Raw genomic sequence first — 23,373 nt, forward strand, 5'->3', positions numbered from 1 at the left:
GAATGACAAAATGACTGCTGATCTTAGCGTTATGATTAACAATCGACATTCATTTATAATTTATATCAATTATCAATTATCTATAGAGATTCTCTCTGAATAAATTTAAAAACATTATTCACCTGCTCCTTCTTGTTCTTCAAAATCATATACGCAGCAGATTCACCCATTGCCTTAAAATCAGTCGTAATCACGGTAATTCCCAGCAATTCTTTTAAAGGGGTTTCGTTGTAGGAAATAATTCCGATGTCTTCACCCAGTTTTAAATTTTTCTGACGGATTTGTTTTACTAAATTGACCAAATCACGTTCACGGATGGTAATGAAAATATCTTTGTCCTGCAATTCCATGTCGGGATAAATCTCATCCAAAATTTCATAATCGAGTTTAAAATCTCTGCAAAACTGCTCGAAACCGCGAACAATACGGAAAGGGTAGGGATGAATGGATTTGTCAGGATAGACCAAAATAATCTTCTCGTACTTTTTGATTTTATCTAAACCTTCCTTCAGCGCATCATAAATATCATGCTCGAAATCCTGGAAAATTGATCCGTAATCTCCTGAAATATTAGGTTTTGTATTGTCTAAAAGTAAAAGTTTGTTCTTCGGGATCTGTTCGATAATATCTAAAACTTCCTGTGTTGAACTCGTATGTTTCGATTGCTCATCACGGAAGTGAGGCATCACAACATAATAATCAAATCCCCCAAGATTTTTTTTCAGCGCATTGATGAAAAGCGTTTCGTCGCAGTGATAGATGTACATCTCCACATTGCCTTTGGTACCGATTGCATTGACGAAATAATTGTAAATCATCATTTTATACGTACTCGGCTTGTTGATCAGAAAGAAAATATTGATAATGTCGTTCTTATTGATGCGGGAAATATAATAACCTTTACCTTTTACAGATTCAATAATTTGCCTTTTGCGAAGCTCTTTGTAAGCCTTTTCCACAGTGTCTCGGGAAAGAAAGCAGGATTCGCTGAGTTCATTGATTGACGGAATTTTTTCTCCGATTTTTATTTGCCCTCCATCAATTCCGTTCAGAATAGAATCTACAATCTGTTTGTATTTCGGAACTCTGGAGTTTTCATTGATGTTGATTTCTAATGTTTCGGCCATGATTTTTTACAGATAGGAAATGCAATTCAGTTAAAAAATTTGCCTTAATCAAAAGCGATTAATAGCTGAAAACAAGATACAAAAATTTGAAGTAACAGATTCATGAATGTTTTTTATAATGCTGATAGTTTAAAACTGTTGGTTATCAGTAGATTATAAAATTCAGAGTCATCTGATTAAAATTATGTAAAATTCCCATTTCCACCTTCAAGATTTTCAAAACCCTGAAAGTTTCGGATATTTTCAACGCTACCACCCTCAAACACTCCAACCCTCCAACCCCAAAACTCTCCAACAAAAAAAGCCTGCCCCTTTCGGAACAGACTTTAGAAACTATATGAATGTGAAATTTTTAAGGCATCTTTTTAAAACCTTCTGCTTTTATTTTCCAGCTTCCGTCTTTCGGGAAACCAGGAAATTGTCCGGTCGAGCTGTCCCAACCTTCGAGCATCATCGCAACGGTTGTCAAAACACCGCCGTTACCTGGAAGATAAATTCTAAGACGCTTGTCCTGGAAATTATGTCCGTTTTTCAGATAAGTATTTGTTTGAATGTTCATAAACAAAGCGTCCAAAGCTTTATTTGGAAGTCCCAGTCTTGCTGCATTCATCGCCGTCATTGGGAAATCCCAACCCCAGGTATGTTCCCAGTTCCATCTTTCCCAAACGATATCCAGTGTGTTTTTCATTATTTTCTTATCCAGTTTCGGAGATTCAGGAACCATTCCTAAGGCACCTAAAACTGCTGGGTGGTCGGTCATCCATTTTGGAAATGTGAACGAGTCTTTTGCAGATTCTGTCGATAAATAAACGCCGTCCTGTACCGGAAGCGGAGCCAGTTTATTAATCACATCATCCCATTTTTTATCTCTCGGTTGCCCCAATCTTTCTTTCCATTCTTGAGCGATTTTCAGCGACCAATCCCAATACGCCACTTCGTAAGTTGGGTTATAAGTATCTTTCGCAGGGAAAACTTCCTGAGCCGGAATCACGCCTTTCCCCAAATTGTAGCGATTTTTTTCTTTATCGTAAGTTGCAAAATCAGCCATAAAATCAGCCGTCGCAAAAATCAAATCTTTATATTTTTCTAAAACCTTTTTGTCTTTGCTGTTGCGGTATAAAAGTTCGGTCATATAAATGATGTGCGGTTGCTCCCAAATCAAAAATGCAGCAACAGAAGACGGACTTTCGTTTCCTTCATTGTCTGACATTTTAATCCAGCGAACGCCTTTGTAACCTTGTCTTTCTGCTAATTTTTTAGCTTTATCAAATGACCTGAAATAATAATCCAGTTGCTTTTCCAAAATCTCCGGTCTTCCCCACAAAGCAAAGTGAACGCCGTGCCACCAATGCATTTCTGTATGTGGTTTTCCATACCAGCTGTTGAAAGTCAAGCCAGTTTCCTGAGGCGGATTGCTTCCTCCACACTGCACTTTCGTTAAATATTCTGATAAGACAACTCTTCTTTCCAACTCATTGGCTCTCGGGTCTGTACTTCCTTCAAAATCAACGGCAGCACCGCTTTCCCAGAAGTTTTTCCAACCGGAAGTACTTTCTTTTTCAGCATCAGCGAATAAAGTTCTGTTCGATTTCGGATTTTTAGCTGAAAACTCAACACTCAACTCAACGGTTTTGTTTTTCGACGAAGGCTCGTAAACGAAGTAATGCTTTCCGGCCTCACGAAGTTTTCCTTCCGTAAAATTGAATTGAGTATAATAATCCGTGCTTTGCAATTTATGCTGAATTAAGCCTTGCGTCGATTGTGACGAAACGATTTTTGTTGTGTGGTCATTTTCATTTCCATAAAAGGCAGCGTCATCCAAAAACTGCCCCGACGGATGCGGATATTTGGCAAAAACCTTAAGCTTTCCTTTAGCTACCAAATCAGATTCGATTTTCACCCCGATTCTATCTGAATTTTGGAAAGAAGCCGTCCAGACTTTTACCGGAGTTCCTTCCAGAGAAAATTCGCTGGTGATAATTCCCGTCCACAAATCAATTTTCTGATTAATGTTGGTTAAATCTGAAATTTTTGCTTTCTGACCATCTTTTTTCGTCAGTTCAATCCCGATATTTCCCAACTGCAAACGGTGTTGGTTCACACGGAAATATTCCACAGCCCCTTTATTTCTTTCCGGTTCTTTGATTTGAACAGAGTACAAAGCTTTTCGCCCGTCATTATTGAAATCGTAAGGCTTTAAAGTTTCCTCAAATTTATAATTCTCTTTATTCGGAAAGCTGTTCCAGCCCCATTCAGACTGTGTTCCGAGGGAAACTCCGTTTTTGTAATATTCAGGAAACGACTGCATTCCGGTAATGTCAACCGTGTAGGCAAATTTTCCGTTTCCCACTGTAAAAGTGGAAAGCGTATCTGCTTTTGTGTTGACAATATTATGTCGCTGAACGACCTTTTTACGGTCGATTTTCTGGGCATTCACTGAAGAAAATCCCATCAGGAAAATCCCAAGATATATTGTAATTTTTTTCATTTTATCTCAATTAATATTTTAAAACTTGCAACTTAGGCTTCGACAGGCTCAGCCTGACAATCCTAATACTAAATGTTCTACCGTGCTGTCAGACTGAGCTTGTCGAAGTCTTGCGCTGATATTTTTTTATTTATTTTAAAACCGTCGCACTCATCATTCCAATCACCACATCATTGCTCACGGCCGTTAATTTTATCGATTTTAATTCTTTACTCGCATCAATCGGCAAATCCAGAATTGTGGCAGAACCACCATCCACCTGACGGTCGGTAAATCCTTTGATACTCGAATATTTGCTCAAAGTTCCGCCTTTGTACAATTCTCCGGTTTTCAGTTTCACGCGATACGGAATTTTATCATCCGGAATTTCAAACGCGAAATTATCATCAAACAAATCCTGCTCAATCGGCCACCAGTTCGTCGGATTTTTCAGTTCTAATTCTGTTGTCGAACCGTCAGCATACTGAACTGTAATTTTTCCATTCACAATCTGTGACTGCATCGGATTCGTAGTTCCAGCCATCAGAAAATAAATTTTCTTTCCTTTTCCTGAAATTGGAATTTCAAGAGCATCTGAATAATTATCCCACTGACTTACAAATGCGATATTTTTATCGGTTTTATCAATTAAAAATGGAATTCCAAGAAACTCAACTTTGCCGTTTTTTCTTTTGCTCATCAATCCGCTGTCATCGATTTGAGCGGTGATTAATGGGTAACACCAGTTTCCGATTCCCTGCCACGGAAGCTGTAAAGTCGGAACTTCCAATCTTGGTGAAAGGTATTTCTGATTGAAAATTTCGGTTACTTTTTCATTGTATTTTGAAGCCAAAGAAATGGAATTGAATTGACCTTTGTTTTCAATTTCCCAATCTGTGATTTCGATATTCTGTTTAATTCCGTTGTAATCAAGTACGATTGAATTGGTTCCTTTGCTCAAAATATTTGTCGGAATTTCAATAATTGTATTTTGATTTTTTTGAATCGAGAAAGTTTTATTTAAACCATTTATATATAGCTTTCCATTAATTGGATTGGAAGAGTTGGATTGAATCTGAAGTTGTTTATTCACCCACTTTGTCTCCAGAGGAAAACGAATGTCAACATTCACCGGTTGCCACCAGGTTGTTCTGTTTTGCTCGACCTGAACGAAGAAAGTTCCTTTTCGTTCCTTATTATCTAGTGTGATTGCCTGGTTAACCACCCCGTCTTCTCCCTTTGGTCGAATCCACCCCTCCAGAGGAGGGGAATTTTTAATCATTCCTTGTGGGTCGAAGATATTTTTAATTTTCTTTTTTGAATCGAAATTCAACTGAAGATTTTCGGAAATATAATTGATGTAATCGGTTTGCTCGTTTTTCAGTTCTTCTCCGGAATAGTTGATTTCAATCTTAAAATCTTTTCCTTTTGGCGTTTCAAACTGAACAAATGGTTGCAGAATGGAATTGGGTTTAATCTTCCAATCCACTTTTTTACCATTCACTTTCACCGATTTGATGTTTGAATAATTCACAGGAATCTTCATTTCCAGCGCCACCGGATTCTGATATTTTGATTTGAATAAATACTCGGTTTTCTTCGAAGTTCTGGTAAACTGATAATCCCAATCCGGAAGTTTCAGCTCGGCAGAATTCCAGTCTTTCGGAAAACCAGGTTTGATGCTGATTTTATTCTCCAGTAAATTCGGATAAACGCCGAAAAGTCCCTCCGTCAAAGTTCTTGATGCCACACCAATCGGGTCGGCAAAATCACGGTACAATTCTCCACGAAACGCATCGTAATGAGAAAGCTGTTCGAAATTCCCCGGACTGATGCCGTAATACATCGACTCCACCAGATTTCCCTTCCAAAGTTGATATGCATCTTCTGTTCTTCCGGCTTGCCAATACGCCAAAGCGGTCTGTAAATTTTCCGCCAAAGCCACATTGTTAATCGACCAATCGTATGGTTGCCAGTTGGTTGTTGCTAACGTGAAATAGTCTTTATTATCAGCACCTTTTACCGTAATAGGAATTTTTGGCGTATGATGATTGATATACTGTAAGTTTTGGTAATCTTCAAATTCATTCAGAATAAACGCATCGGAAACGTGATAAATCGACCATATTCCCGGTTTGTCGTGAACGATTTGATTACCCAAAGCATCTTTAAATTCAGCGAAATAGCCTTTGTCTTTTATCCAAAGCTGGTTTTTCATTGCTTTTAAAATCGCATCTGCTTCCTGTTCGTAAGGCTGAGGATTTTCACCAATGATTTTCGCCAGTTTTGCCATTTCACGGTTGGCTCTGTAATTATAGGCCGAAGTGTGCGTCACTTTTCCACCGGAATATTGAAGCGCATCACTTGCCCAAATCGCTGCATACGCGTCATACAAATCACCACGTTTGAAATTCCGTTTTTCCCAGTCCATATGGCGAACCATTGTCGGCCACATTTTTTTCAGGAATTCTTTGTCGCCGGTGTAATTGAAATGCGAAAACATCTGGTCAAAAAACACCAGATTCATATCGTAATGGTGTGGTTTTGTATTGTCATTCGGATTTCTGGAAATATATCCGCTTGAAAAAACAGAAGTTCCCATTTTCTCCTCGTGTCGGGCAAGATGACGCATCGTGTCCATTTCTACAGGTGCAAAATCGGGTTTCAGAACCTGCGAATTGGCATAACTTTCAAAATGTTCTTTCGCTCTGTCGTGCCAGTTCAACGCATCGGCTGTGTAAGCACCACGCCACGCATTCAACCGCATTCTCCAGGCAACTGCGCCGTGAAGAAAGGTCGGGCTTTCCCAAATTCCATCCGCTGCAACGGCTAAATTAGCTCCGAAATTATTTAAATCTGAATCCGGAGTTTTCAGCTGAATTCTGTTCGTTAATGTCAAACGGGATTTTTCCGCTTCATTGAAAATATTTTTTAACTCTTCATCTGAAAAGTTCTTATCTGATTTTCCTTTGGCAACCTGAATATAAACCGGATTTTTTTGTGAAGAATAGGAAGCGTAAACAATAGGTGATTTGTCCGTTTTATTTTGAGTAAACTCACCCAATTTTTCCAAAGTCTCAGCATCGGTTTGCTGTAATGAATTGACATTTGAAAAACTTCCACTAACGGTTTGAGTTTCTTTTTTCTTATTTAAATAATTGAGTTGAAACTGATTTTTGTTTAATTGAAACTGATTATTCAGACAATATTCAGGCAACAGGTAAAATCCGGATTCCGGGTCTGCGCCGATGTCGCCGTTTCTGCTGAAAGTCGTTCCGCTCGCACCGCCGTAAACTGCATAGATTTTTGTGGAAGAATCTATATTTAGAGTTTCCATTTTTAAAACCAAACCTTCTTCCTTAGCCTGTGCCAAAACAGTCAGTTTTAAAGTTCCGTTTCCGAGAATCGGGTCTTTGATTTCATACAGCATTGAACCTGGACGGTAACGCGTTTCAATTTTATCAGCCTGAATTAATTTCTTAATCGAATTTCCTTTCTGAATAACGAACTGAAGATTCCCGCCCATTACCGGAAGATACAGTGCGAATTCCGGCAAATCTCCCGCTTCAACTCGCGAAGCACGGTTGTCACCATACAAAGCTCGGTTGAATCTGTACTTTCCGTTGACCAGTAAAAAATCGCCTTTGTCTTCTTTGTAATGCAGTTCACGCTCATTATTCTGCCAATGTTTCGATTGGGAATAGGAGAGTGAGAATGCCGATAAAATCAGAAGTCCGGCGAAAATGGTTTTTCTTCGCATTTTATGGTTTTAACTCGGTTAATGGCTGTCCGTTAACGGTTACATTTTTTAAAGTCACATTTTTCAGGTAATCTACTTTGTAAGGAATCTGAACGCCAACCATTTTAGCATTAATCATTGTGAAATCTGTCACTGGCGAAGATTCGTAAGCGTCAGAGAATACGGCATATTTTCCGCCTTTGTCAACGGTTAAATTTTCAACCCAAATATTTCTGATGGTCGGAATGTGATTTCCAGGTTTTTCATAATGCATATTGAAACGTACGGCAGCTTCTTTGTAAGCGCCCACTTTTGTGTTGTAGAAAAATACATTTTCTATCGTTCCGCCACGGCTTGAGCTGGTTTTAATTCTCAACGCTCGGTCAAGATTCTTGCTGTCCATCACGTTTCCGATGGCGTAAATATTTTTTGCGCCGCCTGCAATTTCACTTCCAATCACAACACCGCCGTGACCGTCTTTCATTTCGCAGTTTTCGATGATGTGATTTTCTGCTGGTCTTCCGATATCTCTTCCGTCTTCGTCTCTACCTGATTTGATGGCTATACAGTCGTCTCCTGTGTCAAAATATGAATCTTTAATCCAGACATTTTTGCACGCTTCAGGGTCGAAACCGTCGTTGTTTGGTCCGTGACTGATGACTTTTACTCTTTCAATCAAAACATTTTCACACAAAACAGGATTCAGATTCCACATTGGAGAATTTTTCACCAAAACATCCGCCATATAAAAGTTTTTAGACTTGTAAGGCTGAACGAAATTCGGTCTTAAATACCATCCGTCCCCAAAAATTCTTTCTCTGGCAGGCGTTCTGTTGGCCATATATTCGTGAAGTTTAGCTCTTGCAGGATTCTGTCTTCCCGGACGCGATGTGTTGTAGCCGTATTTTGTTGCACCACACCAGAACCACCAGTTGTCTAAATCTGAATTTCCATCCAAAGTTCCTTTTCCGGTCACGGCAATGTTTTCTTCTTCGTAAGCATAAATCAAAGATGAATAATTCATACATTCCATTCCTTCCCAACGCGTGAAAACGATAGGGTAATCATTGCTGTCCTGACTGAACAGAATCGTTGAACCGTCCGTCAAATGCAGATTCACATTTGATTCGAGATAAATCGCACCCGTTAAGAAAACGCCGTTTGGAACCACAACTCTTCCACCACCTTCAGAACTGCACTTTTCAATTGCTTTTTTGAAAGCTTCTGTATTTTTTGTTTTTCCGTCTCCCACCGCTCCGAAATCCGTTATCAGATAGTCTGCTTTTCTGAATTCAGGTTTTTTGATTTGCTTTTTTAAAGCTTTGATTTCTTTCAGAGGTTGCTTTGCGGAAGTCCACGGTTTATATTGAGCCGATAGTGATATCGACATTGATGCAAGTAGTATAAATGCCAGTTTTTTCATACGTGTAAGGATATAGTTTAATTTTAAGTATCTTAAAACACTTTCTTTTATAATCGCAATCTAAATTAATTGAAAATAAAAATTATCCTGCACTGTCGGGATATTTAAATTTTTGTAATCGATTACGCATTTTATCAAACATATATTAATTATGAATATAAGTTTTTGATTTAGTCTAGTGAAAGTTCAGTTTAATAATTGTTATGACTGTAATCATATTGATAATAAATATATTATTTAAATATAAATATTTTAAGTATAAAAAGAAATTATCCAAATTTGGTAAAGAAATTGTATAGTGAAATGTATACTAATTAACAAAAATTAACAGCTATGAATATTTCACTTTACGATTTCAAAAACTTGCCCAACCAAACTCAATCTGAACTTGTCATCAATCAAGGACGTATCATGAATGAAAGAGTACTGAACACTGTAAAATATGTTTTATATGAAATTTCATGTTTTTCAGTGGAAGTCATTTACAATATCGAAAACGGAAAAATTGAAGGAATGAACGTTTTCCAAAACAAAGGAGCCTACTCAAATTAAACATTTCGGCTGTTAAAAAAATACAAAGAGAGCAAAATTTGTTCTCTTTTTTTGTGAAATAAGTTTGATTTTTAAATAAAAAAAAGCTAAAAATTAATTTTTAGCTTTTATCATTGTAAAATTGTATCGTTAGTTAAGTGGTTTTCGACCAGTGAGTAAGTTAATTACTACAACTACAATCGCAATCACCAATAAGGCGTGAATTAAACTTCCAGTATCCATTCCCGGAATTACTCCTAACATTCCTAATACCCATGCTATAATGCAGATTACTGCAACCAGCCACAAAATACTTCTCATAATAATAATTTTTTTGGTTACCATTAACTATACATTTTTTGTGCCTTTTTTGATAATATTTTGAATTTAATAAACTTTAGATTTGATTTTATTCTTGAATTTCAATTGTTTAAATCTATTAATGTGGTACTTTTATTTTATTGAAATTTATATTTCACAGTTACTATTAATTTTAAATTTTTAAAAAAAATCAAGTCGTAGTGGAATAATTGTTGTAAACTTTTGCTTAGTGTTTAATTAAAAAAGTGCGAATTATGTTGATTTCTGAAGAAGTTTTAATTGCATACGGTGCAGAGACTGAAATTTTTAAGTCTGGTGAAATTATTTTCAGTGAAGGAGATATTCCTAAATATTATTATCAAGTTGTTGATGGAAGAATTAAACTCAATACATATAATGAGGAAGGGAAAGAACTTATTTTTGCCATATTGGAAAGAGGTTTGAGTGTTTGCGAACTGTTATTATTTATTGATAGAAATTATCCGGTAAATGCAATAACTTTTGAAAAATGTACCGTTTTAAAACTTTCTAAAATCAGTTTTGAAAAAATGCTCGATGAAAATACTCAGATTTCAAGAGATATTAACAAATTTTTGTCGGAGCGACTTTATTATAAGTACATCATGCTGGAAAACAATTCCTCTTTAAAACCGGCTGTTCGTGTAAAAGGTGCTTTAGATTATTACAAAAGTTTTACCGATGATCAAACTAAATTTTCTTATCAAATTCCTTTAACGAGACAACAAATTGCATCATTAACTGCTCTGCGAGTTGAAACGGTTGTAAGAACGGTAAAAATGCTGGAAAGGGAAGGAGTGGTGAAAATTATCAATCGAAAGATTTATGTTTAAATTTCATTAAACTTTAACCAATTTCTTAGAATCCATCAATGATGGCACAAATTCTGTAATAAGAAAGTTAACCAAAATTAATAGTATGGAAAATATTTATATTAAAGTAGCTTTCTGCAAGAATTGTGGTGGTTATCATTCTTCAGCACCTGAAAATTTATCGCAAATCAATCATCCTGAAATCATAGATCATTATTTTTATCATGGTGAACCCTGGTTTACTTTAAATCAATCTGTTTTTGAAACGGCAGCATTGATGAACGCTACAGAGGTAAAAAGAATGAATCTAAACGATCACAGAGAAAACGATCAAGATTATTGTCTTTGTGCGAAAAAAATTCAAACGGTTACAAAAACTCCATTTGATCAATTTTCAGTTTATTCAAATACTATTTCTGCTGCAAAACAATCTGTGGAAGCGGAAGAGTTTTATTTCAGAGATGTCTATCAGCTTTGTTACAACTTTCATTAAAACATAATTAGCCTAAATTCTATCATAAACCTTCAATAAATTTAGTAACTCAAACAAAATGAAAAATTAATTTGATTATTTAGATTAGACATTAATTTTTTATCTTGAAACAATGATGTGAAATCATTGATGTTACAATTATCAATCCTGAAAAGAAATTTTTTAGGATTGTTTTTTATAAACCAAATAAAAAATAATATGAAAATTACAAACGATTTAAAAAACGAACTATTACAAAACCCTAAAACAATTGAAAGTGTCACTGTGCTTTACAAAAAGAAGAAAAAATATGAAGGCGAACTGGCGTTTGTAAGTGAAGTTCCTTTTGAAGTAAAGATTTTTGATAAAGACAATCAAGATGAAGACGAAATGGAACACTTCATCGATTTTGAAAAGGCCATGGAAATTTCTGTTGCTCATTTTGATGGAACAATCAGTGTTTTTAAAGATGTAGAACTGGATTGATTTAGTTAAAAATTAAATGCTTTTTTTGTTATGAAAACGGTGAGTTATCATTTTTAAGTCTTATCATTTGTAATGATGAGACTATTTTTTTGCTCTGAGAATTGGTAAACCCTAGAAGTAGCATTTTGATAACTGCATTCTTTTTTCTTTTTGAATTTAGTCTCAATGTCAACTTGGTAATCCCTAAGTTGTTTTTAAAATTAAAGTCTTTAATGCTCGACTGTGGAAGCTCAACAAAAGGTGGAATAAATTTTTTAGATGTAAAAGGGTGATGCTTTCTAAAAGTTACACAATTTCCCGAATTTTCATATATAACACACTGAAGACGCATCAGTAATGAAAAAAGAACTACACATGTAACAGTTAAAATTACATCTGAAACTAAATAGTCTAACCAAATAATTAGAAAAATTGAAGATATTATTATAGCCGTTAATAAGTAAGCAATACACTGAGTAAGCCTGTAATTGGATATTTTCATATTGTTATTGTTTTAATGGTTGATTTGGTAGGGATTCGTATTGTTTAACTTTTTCTAAATTCTGATATATTTGATTTAAATTATTATTTGATAATGATAAATATAATAATAAAATTCAAAATTTCGTCATCTTTATGGTGCAAATTTAACTTATGTTTTATGTGATTACAATGCTGATTTATTATGATGTGTAAATTATGATGTAATAATTCGTAAATTTTGACAAACTGGATTTATAAAATATTGAAATACATTGATATATGAATTTGAAATATTTAACAAATATTATCATATTTATAAGTTCAATGTGAATTTTATCAATGAAAAAGTTTTTGTTGAAGCTTATTTTTACTTATTAAAATTAAAATACAATATTTTATCGCTAAAATTTCTATTATGGCGAACATTTTTAATTATCAGAATGCTTTAAAAGTATGAATTTTATAAATATTTTTGAATAATTACTATAAAATTAGAACCACATTTAGAATCAAGAAGATTAATTTTTTGAAGAAATAAGAGCTTTTAAAAAAACAAAAAAGAGAAATAATCTAATATTTCTCTTTCATAATTTATATAAAATTAAGTTTAAAACTTATAAACAAAAGCATTGATATTCATACCTGCGCCTACAGATGCAAATAAAAGAATGTCACCTTTTTTTATAGTGTGAGATGGTAATTCATTATTCAAAATCATTGATAATAATGATGGAATAGTTGCAACACTGCTGTTTCCAAGTTTGCTGATAACCATTGGCATAATATCGGAAGGTGTAGGAGTATCATACAATTGATAAAATCTTTGAACAATAGCTTCATCCATTTTTTCGTTTGCCTGATGAATGATAATTTTATCTAATTGATCGATAGAATATCCACTTTGGTCAAGGCATTTTTTCATGGCTTCCGGAACGTTTACTAGTGCAAATTCGTAGATTTTACGACCATTCATTTTAATGAATTTTGTATCGGAACCATTTTCATTATTATATGATTTTCCGAAGTTTAAAAAATCCTTTTCATTTAAAGTATATGAAGCAGAAATATGAGATTTTATACCAGAATCGTCGTCATCAGAATTCGCTTCCAAAATAACAGCTCCGGCTCCGTCTGCATAAATCATACTATCTCTGTCGTGAATATCTACAACACGGGAAAGAGTTTCAGAACCGATTACTAGACATTTTTTTGCAATACCAGATTTAATAAAAGCATTTGCCTGAATAACCCCTTCAATCCAACCCGGACAACCAAATAATAAATCGTAGGCAACACAGAAATTATTTTCAATCTGTAATAAATGTTTAACTCTAGAAGCAAGGCTTGGAACTGCATCAGACTGTATCGTTCCAAATTTAACATCTCCAAAATTATGTGCAAAAATGATGTAATCTAAAGTTTCAGGATCAATCCCTGAATTTTCAATCGCTGCTTTTGCTGCAATAAAGCCTAAATCAGAAGTCACCTGATCTTCGCTTGCATATCTTCGCTCTTCAATCCCAGTAATTTTTTGAAGTTTATTGGTAATTGAAAAATTATCTTCCTTTAAATATTCGCCATTTTCATTAAGAAAAATATGTTTATCAAAAAATAGATTAGTAATGGTTTCTGAGGGTATGTAGTTTCCTACACCGGTAATTTTGCTTTTCATATAAAAAATCTCATTTCATGAGATCTGTTGGAAATATTAAGGTTGTTTTACAAATTTAGATATAAAGGTAATCTATTCTTAATAAAAAAACGCTAAGTTTAACTATTTATTACATTGAATTAATTTTTCGTAGCTTTTTATCAATAATAAATTTTGTTACCGTCAATCTTTAAAAGGTTGATTTTCTGCATTTTCTTAATGCTTCTGATGACTGTTTCAACTCTTAAACCAACCAAAGCTGCAAGCTGTTGTCTTGTGTAAGGAACGAGAAAACTATACTTCTCCTGATGATTAAAATAATTTTTGATGTGATCTAATAATTTTTTAATTCTAATATCCGGATCTGAAATTGCTAAAAAAGTTGAAACAATGTATCTGAAATGAAGTCGGTCTGCTGTATATTCATTTAATTTAAAAAATAACAAAGGTTCTTCCAATAGAATTCTTAGAAATTTATGCTTTTCAAGTCTTATAATTTCACACTTTGTAATTGCAACAGCGTTCATCGCATACAGATTTTCGGTAAAAAGATAACTTTCGCCAATACAATGTCCATCAAAAGGAAAACCGTGGATAAATTCCTTTCCGTTCTCAAAATAATTATTGAGTTTTACCGTACCGTTTTTGATTTGATAATAATATTTTGCAGTGTTTCCTTCATTAAAGATAAATTGATTTGGGAGATAAGATTGCACTTCTGCGCCAAAGGAGATAAGTATTTGATTTGAAATGAGCATAGCCATTAAGTTATTAGTCTTCTAAATTTATAGATTTAACCTGATTCATCAATGGCTTGTGGTATGTCACAGATGTAAAATAATTTTTAATGAGTATTTGGTCTAAGTATTGCGGTTAAAAAAAATAATTTTTTGAATATTAAGTTTCTTTTAAAACTTGATATTGGCATTTAATAACGCTTTTACTCAATAATTTTTTTGTTCTTTTGCAAATTGTTAATTTTTTAAATAAGACTATGTCAAAGTTTGATGAGATCAGACCTTTTTATGATCATGAAGTGAATGATGCTTTACAAAGTATAGCGAGGCATCCGATGATGAAAGCCTTAATGCAGTTTACTTTTCCTGATTCTGATGAAAGTTTTTGGCTTAATCAGTTTAAAAATGTTCATACAACAAGTGATTTTCAGCATCAGTTTATCTCGCAGACCATTCGTCAGATTTTGAAGCAGAGTTCTGAAGGTTTAACGACATCCGGTTTTGAAAAATTAGATAAAAACACGGCCTATTTATTCATTTCCAATCATCGAGATATTGTTTTAGATACTTCTTTGCTGAATTTGGTTTTGTTGGATAAAGGTTTAATTATGACTTCTTCTGCAATTGGTGATAATCTTGTTCAGAAAACATTTCTGCATGTTTTAGCGAAATTAAACCGTAATTTTTTAGTTCAGCGAGGTTTGCCAATTCGGGAACAACTGAACAGTTCAAAAGTGATGTCTGAGTACATCCATAATTTATTGCAAAAAGAAAATCGCTCGGTTTGGATTGCACAACGTGAAGGTCGTACGAAAGACGGAAATGACACTACTCAACAAGGTGTTTTGAAAATGTTGGCAATGGCATCAGAAAAAGAATTACTGACAGATTTTTTTAAATCGCTTAAAATTGTTCCGTTATCGATTTCTTACGAATATGACCCAACAGATGCTTTGAAAATGCCACAAGTAATGGCGAAATCTAAAAATGAAGTCTATATTAAAGATGAAAATGAAGATTTTAAAACCATGTTGAGTGGAGTTTTAGGACAGAAAAAACGAATCCATTTACACGCAGGTGAAGTTCTTGAAACTGAGTTTGATGAAATTGCTTCAACCACAGAAAATAAAAATAAACAACTTCAGGCGATTGCAAAAATTATTGACGATTCTATTATTGAAAATTATAAACTTTGGCCTACCAAATATATCGCTTTTGACTTATTAAATAATTCAAATCAATATTCTGAACATTATACAGAAGAAGAAAAGCAATTGTTTCAGAGGCGATTAGAAATGCGGATTGACAGTTCGGATGCTGTCCTGAAACAGAGTTTTTTAGCAATGTATGCAAATCCTGTGCTTAATAAAATCAAATAAGTTTTATCATTTTAGAACAATCAATTAAAATTTATTGTAATACTGTTTTCTGAACGCTTCAGGAGTAAATCCTGTATATTTTTTAAAGAATTTAACGAAATTGGAAGTATCGAAATAATTTATTTTTTCTGCAATAGCAGCAATTGATAAATCGAAATTAACCAAAAGTCTTTTTGCTTCAAGAATGATTCTATTTCTGATAATTTCTCCGGCCGATAAATTGATCTGCTGTTTGCAGATGAAATTCAAATGATTCGGAGTTATATTTAATAAAGATGCATAATCTTTCGGTAACTTAATTTCCTGAAAATTTGCTTCAATGAGTTCTGTAAACTGTTTGAAAATAAGTGAATTGTAATTTGTTTTGTTAAATGCAGCTTTAGAATCTATTTCTTTATCGGCAAGTGCGAAAATCTGCAGTAAAATTGCCGCAATCATAATTTGTGAACTCCCATTTGGATTTGAAGATTCAGAAATAATGTCTTCAAAATAATTTTTCATTTTATCCGTATTATTTTCAGATAAAATAATCATCTGGTCACTCGGAAATAAGTTAAAAAAAGGAAATTGGTCGATTAAAGACGAATTAATTTGAAGTTGGTCAAAAAAAGTTGACGAAAAATTAACCACATATCCTTCGACACTTTCGTCTAAAATCCAGTTGTGAACCTGTCCGGGACGCATCAGAAAAATACTTCCGGGAACAACTTCATACGATTTAAAATCCATGATATTTTCTCCGAGTCCTTTTACAAAAAATGTCAGATGATAGAATGCATGACGGTGAACTTTTGTCGTTTTCGGGTTGCCTTCAAGGTATTCAGAGAACCTGTCAATACTGAAAATTTCGTTGATTGAATTGCAGGTGGACAACGTGTTGATGTCAAATGTAGGATATAAATCTTTCATTATTAAATTCAATAATAATTCGCAGTTGTAAATATGACTATTTATTCAATGAAAAATACCATAAATACTAAGGATGGCAGTTTTAAATTTGAAAAGTTAAATTCTCATTATCAGGATAACTTTTATTCTTTTAAAATTAATAAAAACCTTTTGCCTGAAATCTTTTTCAAAATTGTTAAGCTGAAAAATAGAAAGGTATAAATATGAGAATTTCTTTTAGAAAAATGAAATATGGAAGTACAAAAAATTGGCTATGAACAGCGAATTTTCTTTTTAGTCTTACGCGTTTATCAAGATTTTAAACTCAATTCTTAAACTTTTCTCATTTAGAAAGACGAATTGTCGATGAAATTATTTTTAAATGTATGATTCAAAATATATTAATCCATAAAATTTGAAAACTGAAAAATCAATGTCAAAAGTAGACGAAGAAATTGCGCGTGGTGGACAAGGACAAGTTTTAAACCCTGAAACTTACAGAGATTCTATTGGTACAATGGAGCAATCCGGAAAAAGAAAATGGGTTTTTCCTAGGAAACCAAAAGGAAAATACACCAATAGAAGAGAGTTGGTAAGTTATGTTTTACTTGTCATTTATTTTACGATACCTTTTGTCAAAATCAATGGAAATCCATTCTTTCGGTTTAATGTAATTGATGGCGAATATTTTATTGCGGGACAGCCTTTTTATCCGCAGGATTTTTTTATTCTTACTTTGGGGGCTATTGCATCTCTTATTTTCATTATTGTTTTTACGATTGCATTTGGCAGAATTTTTTGTGGATGGATTTGTCCTCAAACCATTTTTATGGAATCTGTTTTCCGTAAAATTGAATTTTGGATTGAAGGAGACCGAAACAAACAAATGAGACTCGATCGACAGGAATGGGATTCTGAAAAAATTTGGAAGAAAAGTTTGAAATGGTCTGTTTACGGAGTAATTTCCTTGATTATTACACATTTTATGTTCATGTATGTCGTTGGATATGAAGAGGTTCTCAATATAATTTCAGAAGGTCCGTTTGCTAAACTTACCAATTTTATTGTAATGATTCTTTTTACTGCTGCATTTTATTTTGTATTTGGGTGGTTTAGAGAGCAGGTTTGTACATTGGTTTGTCCTTATGGAAGATTGCAGGGTGTTTTAATTGATAAAGAAACGATCAATGTTTTTTATGATTTTAAAAGAGGCGAAAACCGTTCAAAATGGCGAAATAATGAGGACAGAAAAGCCGTTGGAAAAGGAGATTGCATTGATTGTTATCAATGCGTTGTGGTTTGTCCAACAGGGATTGACATCAGAGACGGACAACAATTGGAGTGTGTAAACTGCACCGCTTGTATTGATGCGTGTGATGAAGTTATGGAAAAAGTGGGACTTCCGAAAGGTCTGATTCGTTATGCCTCAGAAAAAGAAATTGAAACCGGAATTCCCTATAAATTTACTGGCAGAATGAAAGGTTTTGCTGTAATTTTGGTTTTATTGGTAGGATTTTTAGGATTTTTGCTTTACAATCGTGGGGAAATGGAAGCAAAATTTATCAAACCTGCAGGAAGTACTTTCTTCGTAAGAGACGGAAAAATTACAAACACATACAATTACACTTTTTTAAACAAAACCAACGAAAAAAAAATAGTTACCATCAAAGTAATAGAGCCTTCTCATGCGGAAATCAATTACAGTGTAACAAGTAAAATTACGGTAGAGCGTGACAAAATTTCAAAAGGAACCATCAACATCAGTTTTCCAGAATCCGAAATGAATTTGTCTAAACAAAATATCACGATTGGTGTGTACGACATGAAAGGAAAATTAATTGATTCTTATCAGACGTATTTTGAAGGTCCGTTTAAGTTGCAGATTCCTTAAGATTTTAGCTCGAAATAAAATAAAGTGAACGATTATCTTCTGAATTATTAGATTAAAATTTTGCCTAAAGTTTTGTGATAAATGTTTAATTGTTAATATTTCTTACGGAAAATTGATACATTTGTCTGATGAATTTTCTAAAACTGTTATTAACAATCTATTTCATAGTGCTTTCTGTAGTGCCGTGCAATGATGTTCATGCGCAGTCTCCGAATAATTCTAAAAACTCTTACAGTGTTTTACTCAATTCAGAAGAGAATCATTCTAAAGACCAAGGTGATATTTGTTCACCTTTATGCTCTTGCAATTGCTGTCAAATGACCGTGACTTCATTTAAAGTCGAGCCTTTAATGCCTTTACCTAAAAAGGTAACAGAATATTTCTCAAAGAAAATTCATTTTCAGAAAAATGATTTCGCTTATTTGGTATACGACCAGATTTGGCAACCTCCCAAAATTTAAATTTTATTGATTTAATGGAAGACGTATGTCTTTCATCCATTTGTCGTGGAAACTTTGCAATACTATTGCAATGGATTCCTGTTCATCTTTGTCGCCCTTAATTCTTTTTTATGAATTGAGTTCGACGTTCAATAAAATTAAATTCAATGTTAGATAATATCATAAGATTTAGCATCAAGAACAAAATTATCATTGGGATAATGACCTTGATGCTTATCATTTGGGGCACGTGGAGTGCCACAAAATTACCGATTGATGCCGTCCCAGACATCACCAATAATCAAGTTCAGATTATCACGGTCTGTCCAACTTTGGCGGGACAGGAAGTAGAACAATTAGTCACATTTCCTATCGAACAAAGCATTGCCAACGTTCCGGATATTGAGGAAACTAGAAGTATTTCAAGATTCGGACTATCTGTAATTACGGTTGTTTTTAAAGAAAATGTTGATATCTATTTTGCCCGTCAATTAATCAACGAACAATTAAAACAAGCTTCCGAAGAAATTCCCAAAGGAGTCGGAACTCCCGAAATGGCTCCTGTGAGTACGGGTTTGGGGGAAGTTTATCAGTATATTCTACATCCTAAAAAAGGAAGTGAAAAAAAATACAGCAGTAAAGATTTAAGAACAATGCAGGACTGGATTGTCCGCAGACAGCTCAACGGAACTCCCGGAGTTGCCGAAATCAACAGTTTTGGTGGTGAATTAAAACAATACGAAGTTGCGATCAATCCCAATCGCTTAAAAGCAATGGGAATAAGTATTACTGACGTTTTTACGGCTTTAGAAAAGAACAATCAAAACACAGGTGGAGCTTACATTGACAAAAAACCAAACGCCTATTTCATCCGGGGAATCGGGATTGTAACTTCCATTGAAGACATTAAAAATATTGCTGTTAAAAATGAAACAGGTAGCGTTCCCATTTTCATAAAAGATGTAGCGAATGTCGGTTTTGGTCATGCTGTCCGTTACGGAGCTTTGACGTATAACGGCGAAGTTGATGCCGTTGGAGGTGTTGTAATGATGCTAAAAGGGGCAAACAGTAATGAAGTCGTTCAAAGAATTAAAGATAATATTCCTACCATTCAGAAATCGCTTCCGAATGATGTTATCATTGAACCATTTTTAGACCGAACAGATTTGGTGGGAAGAGCAATTGGCACGGTAGAAAAAAACTTAATTGAAGGAGCTCTAATTGTCATTTTCGTTTTAGTCATTTTCCTTGGAAATTTCCGTGCAGGCTTGATTGTCGCTTCGGCAATTCCACTTTCATTATTATTTGCCTTAGGAATGATGAATGTTTTTGGAGTAAGTGCCAATTTAATGAGTTTAGGAGCCATCGATTTTGGTTTAATTGTAGATGGGGCTGTAATTATTGTTGAGGCAACTTTGCATCATTTAGGTTTAAGAAAAACCAATAAAATCCTCACGCAATCCGAAATGGATGAAGAAGTTTTCCTTTCTGCATCGAAAATCAGAAGCAGTGCAGCTTTCGGAGAAATTATTATCTTAATCGTTTATATTCCTATTCTGACTTTGGTTGGCGTTGAAGGAAAAATGTTTACACCAATGGCCAAAACAGTCGGTTTTGCGATTTTGGGAGCATTGATTTTATCATTGACCTATATTCCGATGATCAGCGCTTTATTTTTATCTAAAAAACCTATGAATAAAGAAACTTTTTCAGATAAAATGATGAATAAACTTCAGAAAATTTATCATCCATTATTAGGAAAAGCTTTAAAAATAAAATATTGGTTAGTTGGCGGAACGGTTGCTTTATTTGCTTTTTCGGTATTGATTTTTGGAAGAATGGGAGGCGAATTTATTCCACAATTACAGGAAGGCGATTACGCTTTTCACTGTATTCTTCCACAGGGGAGTTCATTAAGTCAAAGTATTGAAACTTCGATGCAGGCTTCAAGAATTATCAAACAATTTGATGAGGTAAAAATGGTTGTAGGAAAAACCGGAGCTGCAGAAGTTCCGACCGATCCGATGCCACCGGAAGCTACTGATTTAATCGTTGTTTTAAAACCCCAAAAAGAATGGAAAACCAAAAAATCCTACGAAGAATTAGCTGATGAAATTTCTGAAAAATTAGAAAATATTCCCGGAGTTTTCTTTGAAAAAAATCAACCAATCCAAATGCGTTTTAATGAATTGATGACAGGAATCAGACAAGATGTTGCCGTGAAAATTTTTGGTGAAAACTTAGATTCTTTGGCAATTTATGCCGATAAAACGGCGAAAGTAATTCAGTCTGTAAAAGGCGCAACTTCTCCACAAATCGAGCGAGTAAGTGGACTTCCGCAAATTAATGTGGAATACGACAGAACGAGAATGGCAAATTACGGTTTGAATATCGAAGACGTGAATAATGCTTTAAGTACTGCTTTTGCAGGGAAATCTGCGGGTCAGGTTTTTGAAAATGAAAGACGATTCGATCTGGTCGTTCGGTTAGACAGCTTAAACCGAACGAATATTAATGATGTTAATAATTTAATGATTTCTACGAATTCAGGTGCGCAAGTTCCACTTTCTCAGGTCGCAAATATCAATTATAAATTGGGTCCTGCGCAAATAAGTCGGGAAGCCGGAAAGAGAAGAATTGTGATTGGTTTTAATGTAAAAGATCGAGATGTACAAAGTGTGGTGAAGGAAATTCAGCAAAAATTAGACAAACAAATTAAGTTGCCTTCCGGATATTATTTCACTTATGGCGGCCAGTTTGAGAACTTAAAAGCGGCGAGTGAAAGATTAATGATTGCTGTTCCTGTTTCGTTATTATTGATTTTTCTGTTATTGTATTTTACATTTCATTCGTTTAAACAAGCTGCGTTGATTTTTACTGCAATCCCTATGAGTGCAATCGGAGGTGTTTTCGCTTTGTTATTGAGAGATATGCCTTTTAGTATAAGCGCAGGAATCGGATTTATCGCTTTGTTTGGAGTCGCAGTTTTGAATGGAATTGTTTTAATCGGAACCTTCAATCAATTAGAAAAAGAGGGCGAAACCAATATTATAAAAAGGGTGATGGAAGGCACAAAAATCCGATTAAGACCTGTTTTAATGACCGCAACAGTCGCTTCTTTAGGATTTTTGCCGATGGCAATTTCCACGGGAGCAGGTGCGGAAGTTCAAAAACCTTTGGCAACCGTTGTTATCGGAGGTTTGGTGACGGCGACTTTCCTCACTTTGTTCGTTTTGCCGATGTTATATATTATTTTTAATTCTAAAATTAATTTTAGAAAGTTTAAATCTAAATCTGTAACGGCAGTTGTTGTTTTGTTTTTTTTATTGGGAAATACACTTAAAGCACAACAAGGAAATCCTTTGACAGTTGAACAAGCTATCAATTTAGCTTTAAATAATAATGATTTGATGAAATCGAAAGATTTAGATATTAAATCAACTGAAGCTTTGAAACCAACATCAAAAGAACTTCCGAAAATGAATGTTGATGCACAATTAGGACAATATAATTCCAGAAAATTTGACCAGTCTTTTGCTATTTCTCAAACTATTCCGTTTCCGACTTTGTTTAAAGCCAGAAAAGATTTGATTAATGAACAAATCAAAGGAAAGCAAATTAATAAGGAGATTTCTGTAAACGAATTGGCGAAACAAGTCAGAACATATTATTATCAGATTGAATACCTGCAAAACAACCAATCAAAACTTAAAAATCTTGACAGTTTGTATAATGATTTTATTCGAATTGCTACTGTAAGGTTTAAAGCTGGAGATATTAAGAAAATAGAAATTAATACGGCGGAAACTCAAAAAGGGGAAATCAATTTATTATTGAGACAAAATGAAGTTTATTTGACGAATGCTTATAAAAATTTAAAAACAGTTTTAAATATTTCCGAAGATATTGCAGTTCCATTTGACCAAAATTATCAGCCTTTAAAAGCAAATTATGTTTTGGATAGTTCAGCTATTGCAAAACATCCTTTGGTGAAAGCATTTTATCAGGAAATGGAAATTGCCGAAAAGAATAAAAATGTCGAAAAATCGCAAGGACTTCCTGAGTTTACTATTGGTTATACAAACCAGTCTTTGATTGGTTTTCAAAATGTGAACGGAATGGAGAAGTATTTCAATGGCGGAAACCGTTTTCATTCGGCAACAATCGGCGTTTCAATTCCTTTGACTTTTGGAGCGACAAAAGCAAGAATGCAGTCTTTTGATTATCAAAAACAAATGGCAGAAGCGAATGCTAAATTCCAGCAAAAACAATTGGAAATGCAGTTGGAAAATGCTTTAAATCAATATCAGCAGAATGTAAAACAGTATGAATATTACGTGAATCAGGCGATTCCAAATGCGGAGAAAATTACAAAAGCCGGACAATTGGGATACAAAACGGGTGAGATTTCTTATGTAGAATATCTTTTCGCTTTGCAAACTGCTACAAATATTCAGTTAAAATATCTGGAATCTATTCAGCAGGTTAATGAATCTGTTATTATCATTAATTCAATTATAAATCAATAA

16 protein-coding genes are annotated in these 23,373 nt (G+C 34.1%); 8 read left to right on the forward strand and 8 right to left on the reverse strand.

What is annotated here, in order from left to right:
- Positions 1–80 precede the first annotated feature (80 nt).
- The 4 genes from OEA66_RS17050 to OEA66_RS17065 all read right to left on the reverse strand — a co-directional run bounded on the left by OEA66_RS17050 (position 81) and on the right by OEA66_RS17065 (position 8,756).
- Entirely contained in the window at positions 81–1,127 is a 1,047-nt protein-coding gene (locus OEA66_RS17050; RefSeq protein WP_056076505.1) for a GntR family transcriptional regulator, read from the reverse strand.
- A gap of 352 nt (positions 1,128–1,479) precedes the next feature.
- Positions 1,480–3,615 (reverse strand): hypothetical protein, encoded by a 2,136-nt coding sequence (locus OEA66_RS17055; RefSeq protein WP_267282517.1) that lies wholly within the window; start codon positions 3,613–3,615, stop codon positions 1,480–1,482.
- 130 nt (positions 3,616–3,745) lie between these two features.
- Positions 3,746–7,354 (reverse strand): DUF4450 domain-containing protein, encoded by a 3,609-nt coding sequence (locus tag OEA66_RS17060; RefSeq protein ID WP_267282518.1) that lies wholly within the window; start codon positions 7,352–7,354, stop codon positions 3,746–3,748.
- A 1-nt stretch (position 7,355) separates the two neighbouring features.
- The gene (locus tag OEA66_RS17065) at positions 7,356–8,756 is read right to left on the reverse strand and encodes a glycoside hydrolase family 28 protein (protein ID WP_267282519.1); all 1,401 of its coding nucleotides are present in this window, start codon (positions 8,754–8,756) and stop codon (positions 7,356–7,358) included.
- A gap of 333 nt (positions 8,757–9,089) precedes the next feature.
- Between OEA66_RS17065 and OEA66_RS17070 the strand changes: the two genes are divergently transcribed.
- Positions 9,090–9,308, forward strand: a complete 219-nt coding sequence (locus OEA66_RS17070; RefSeq protein ID WP_267264575.1) for a hypothetical protein — start codon at positions 9,090–9,092, stop codon at positions 9,306–9,308.
- A gap of 129 nt (positions 9,309–9,437) precedes the next feature.
- Here the strand turns inward: OEA66_RS17070 and OEA66_RS17075 are convergent, their stop codons facing one another.
- Positions 9,438–9,608 carry a lmo0937 family membrane protein gene (locus tag OEA66_RS17075; protein ID WP_267264576.1) on the reverse strand — a complete coding sequence of 57 codons (171 nt, stop codon included), beginning with the start codon at positions 9,606–9,608 and terminating at the stop codon, positions 9,438–9,440.
- 254 nt (positions 9,609–9,862) lie between these two features.
- Here OEA66_RS17075 and OEA66_RS17080 point away from each other — a divergent pair, with 254 nt between their 5' ends.
- From OEA66_RS17080 to OEA66_RS17090, 3 genes are all read left to right on the forward strand, one after another.
- On the forward strand, positions 9,863–10,459 hold the full coding sequence (locus OEA66_RS17080) for a Crp/Fnr family transcriptional regulator (protein ID WP_267282520.1): 597 nt from the start codon (positions 9,863–9,865) through the stop codon (positions 10,457–10,459).
- Positions 10,460–10,544: 85 nt separating this feature from the next.
- Positions 10,545–10,931 (forward strand): hypothetical protein, encoded by a 387-nt coding sequence (locus OEA66_RS17085; RefSeq protein ID WP_267282521.1) that lies wholly within the window; start codon positions 10,545–10,547, stop codon positions 10,929–10,931.
- Positions 10,932–11,129: 198 nt separating this feature from the next.
- The gene (locus OEA66_RS17090; RefSeq protein WP_267282522.1) at positions 11,130–11,396 is read left to right on the forward strand and encodes a hypothetical protein; all 267 of its coding nucleotides are present in this window, start codon (positions 11,130–11,132) and stop codon (positions 11,394–11,396) included.
- A gap of 1,069 nt (positions 11,397–12,465) precedes the next feature.
- Here OEA66_RS17090 and OEA66_RS17095 read toward each other — a convergent pair.
- Both OEA66_RS17095 and OEA66_RS17100 read right to left on the reverse strand, forming a co-directional pair.
- Positions 12,466–13,530 carry a 3-oxoacyl-ACP synthase III family protein gene (locus tag OEA66_RS17095; protein WP_267282523.1) on the reverse strand — a complete coding sequence of 355 codons (1,065 nt, stop codon included), beginning with the start codon at positions 13,528–13,530 and terminating at the stop codon, positions 12,466–12,468.
- A gap of 140 nt (positions 13,531–13,670) precedes the next feature.
- Positions 13,671–14,267, reverse strand: coding sequence for a Crp/Fnr family transcriptional regulator (locus OEA66_RS17100; RefSeq protein WP_267282524.1), 597 nt, complete (start codon positions 14,265–14,267; stop codon positions 13,671–13,673).
- A 236-nt stretch (positions 14,268–14,503) separates the two neighbouring features.
- Here OEA66_RS17100 and OEA66_RS17105 point away from each other — a divergent pair, with 236 nt between their 5' ends.
- Positions 14,504–15,625, forward strand: coding sequence for a 1-acyl-sn-glycerol-3-phosphate acyltransferase (locus OEA66_RS17105; protein ID WP_267282525.1), 1,122 nt, complete (start codon positions 14,504–14,506; stop codon positions 15,623–15,625).
- Positions 15,626–15,649: 24 nt separating this feature from the next.
- Here the strand turns inward: OEA66_RS17105 and OEA66_RS17110 are convergent, their stop codons facing one another.
- Entirely contained in the window at positions 15,650–16,534 is an 885-nt protein-coding gene (locus tag OEA66_RS17110) for an AraC family transcriptional regulator (protein WP_267282526.1), read from the reverse strand.
- Between the two features lie 412 nt (positions 16,535–16,946).
- Between OEA66_RS17110 and ccoG the strand changes: the two genes are divergently transcribed.
- The 3 genes from ccoG (at position 16,947) to OEA66_RS17125 (ending at position 23,373) form a co-directional block, all read left to right on the forward strand.
- Positions 16,947–18,404: a cytochrome c oxidase accessory protein CcoG gene (gene ccoG / locus OEA66_RS17115; RefSeq protein WP_267282527.1), complete on the forward strand. Its 1,458-nt coding sequence runs from the start codon at positions 16,947–16,949 to the stop codon at positions 18,402–18,404.
- Positions 18,405–18,532: 128 nt separating this feature from the next.
- Positions 18,533–18,865, forward strand: a complete 333-nt coding sequence (locus tag OEA66_RS17120) for a DUF6660 family protein (RefSeq protein WP_267282528.1) — start codon at positions 18,533–18,535, stop codon at positions 18,863–18,865.
- Between the two features lie 146 nt (positions 18,866–19,011).
- A complete protein-coding gene (locus OEA66_RS17125) occupies positions 19,012–23,373 on the forward strand; it encodes a CusA/CzcA family heavy metal efflux RND transporter (protein WP_267282529.1) in 4,362 nt (1,453 codons plus the stop codon).

Source organism: Chryseobacterium luquanense (assembly GCF_026460945.1).
Classification (GTDB): domain Bacteria; phylum Bacteroidota; class Bacteroidia; order Flavobacteriales; family Weeksellaceae; genus Chryseobacterium; species Chryseobacterium luquanense.

What these genes read in the sequence shown, in the direction of transcription:
- OEA66_RS17070 (WP_267264575.1), top strand. Translation starts at nt 9,090, where the DNA reads ATGAATATTTCACTTTACGATTTCAAAAACTTGCCCAACCAAACTCAA.
- OEA66_RS17100 (WP_267282524.1), bottom strand. Translation starts at nt 14,267, where the DNA reads ATGCTCATTTCAAATCAAATACTTATCTCCTTTGGCGCAGAAGTGCAA.
- ccoG (WP_267282527.1), top strand. Translation starts at nt 16,947, where the DNA reads ATGTCAAAAGTAGACGAAGAAATTGCGCGTGGTGGACAAGGACAAGTT.
- OEA66_RS17065 (WP_267282519.1), bottom strand. Translation starts at nt 8,756, where the DNA reads ATGAAAAAACTGGCATTTATACTACTTGCATCAATGTCGATATCACTA.
- OEA66_RS17060 (WP_267282518.1), bottom strand. Translation starts at nt 7,354, where the DNA reads ATGCGAAGAAAAACCATTTTCGCCGGACTTCTGATTTTATCGGCATTC.
- OEA66_RS17090 (WP_267282522.1), top strand. Translation starts at nt 11,130, where the DNA reads ATGAAAATTACAAACGATTTAAAAAACGAACTATTACAAAACCCTAAA.
- OEA66_RS17050 (WP_056076505.1), bottom strand. Translation starts at nt 1,127, where the DNA reads ATGGCCGAAACATTAGAAATCAACATCAATGAAAACTCCAGAGTTCCG.
- OEA66_RS17120 (WP_267282528.1), top strand. Translation starts at nt 18,533, where the DNA reads ATGAATTTTCTAAAACTGTTATTAACAATCTATTTCATAGTGCTTTCT.
- OEA66_RS17055 (WP_267282517.1), bottom strand. Translation starts at nt 3,615, where the DNA reads ATGAAAAAAATTACAATATATCTTGGGATTTTCCTGATGGGATTTTCT.
- OEA66_RS17105 (WP_267282525.1), top strand. Translation starts at nt 14,504, where the DNA reads ATGTCAAAGTTTGATGAGATCAGACCTTTTTATGATCATGAAGTGAAT.
- OEA66_RS17110 (WP_267282526.1), bottom strand. Translation starts at nt 16,534, where the DNA reads ATGAAAGATTTATATCCTACATTTGACATCAACACGTTGTCCACCTGC.
- OEA66_RS17095 (WP_267282523.1), bottom strand. Translation starts at nt 13,530, where the DNA reads ATGAAAAGCAAAATTACCGGTGTAGGAAACTACATACCCTCAGAAACC.
- OEA66_RS17125 (WP_267282529.1), top strand. Translation starts at nt 19,012, where the DNA reads ATGTTAGATAATATCATAAGATTTAGCATCAAGAACAAAATTATCATT.
- OEA66_RS17075 (WP_267264576.1), bottom strand. Translation starts at nt 9,608, where the DNA reads ATGAGAAGTATTTTGTGGCTGGTTGCAGTAATCTGCATTATAGCATGG.
- OEA66_RS17085 (WP_267282521.1), top strand. Translation starts at nt 10,545, where the DNA reads ATGGAAAATATTTATATTAAAGTAGCTTTCTGCAAGAATTGTGGTGGT.
- OEA66_RS17080 (WP_267282520.1), top strand. Translation starts at nt 9,863, where the DNA reads ATGTTGATTTCTGAAGAAGTTTTAATTGCATACGGTGCAGAGACTGAA.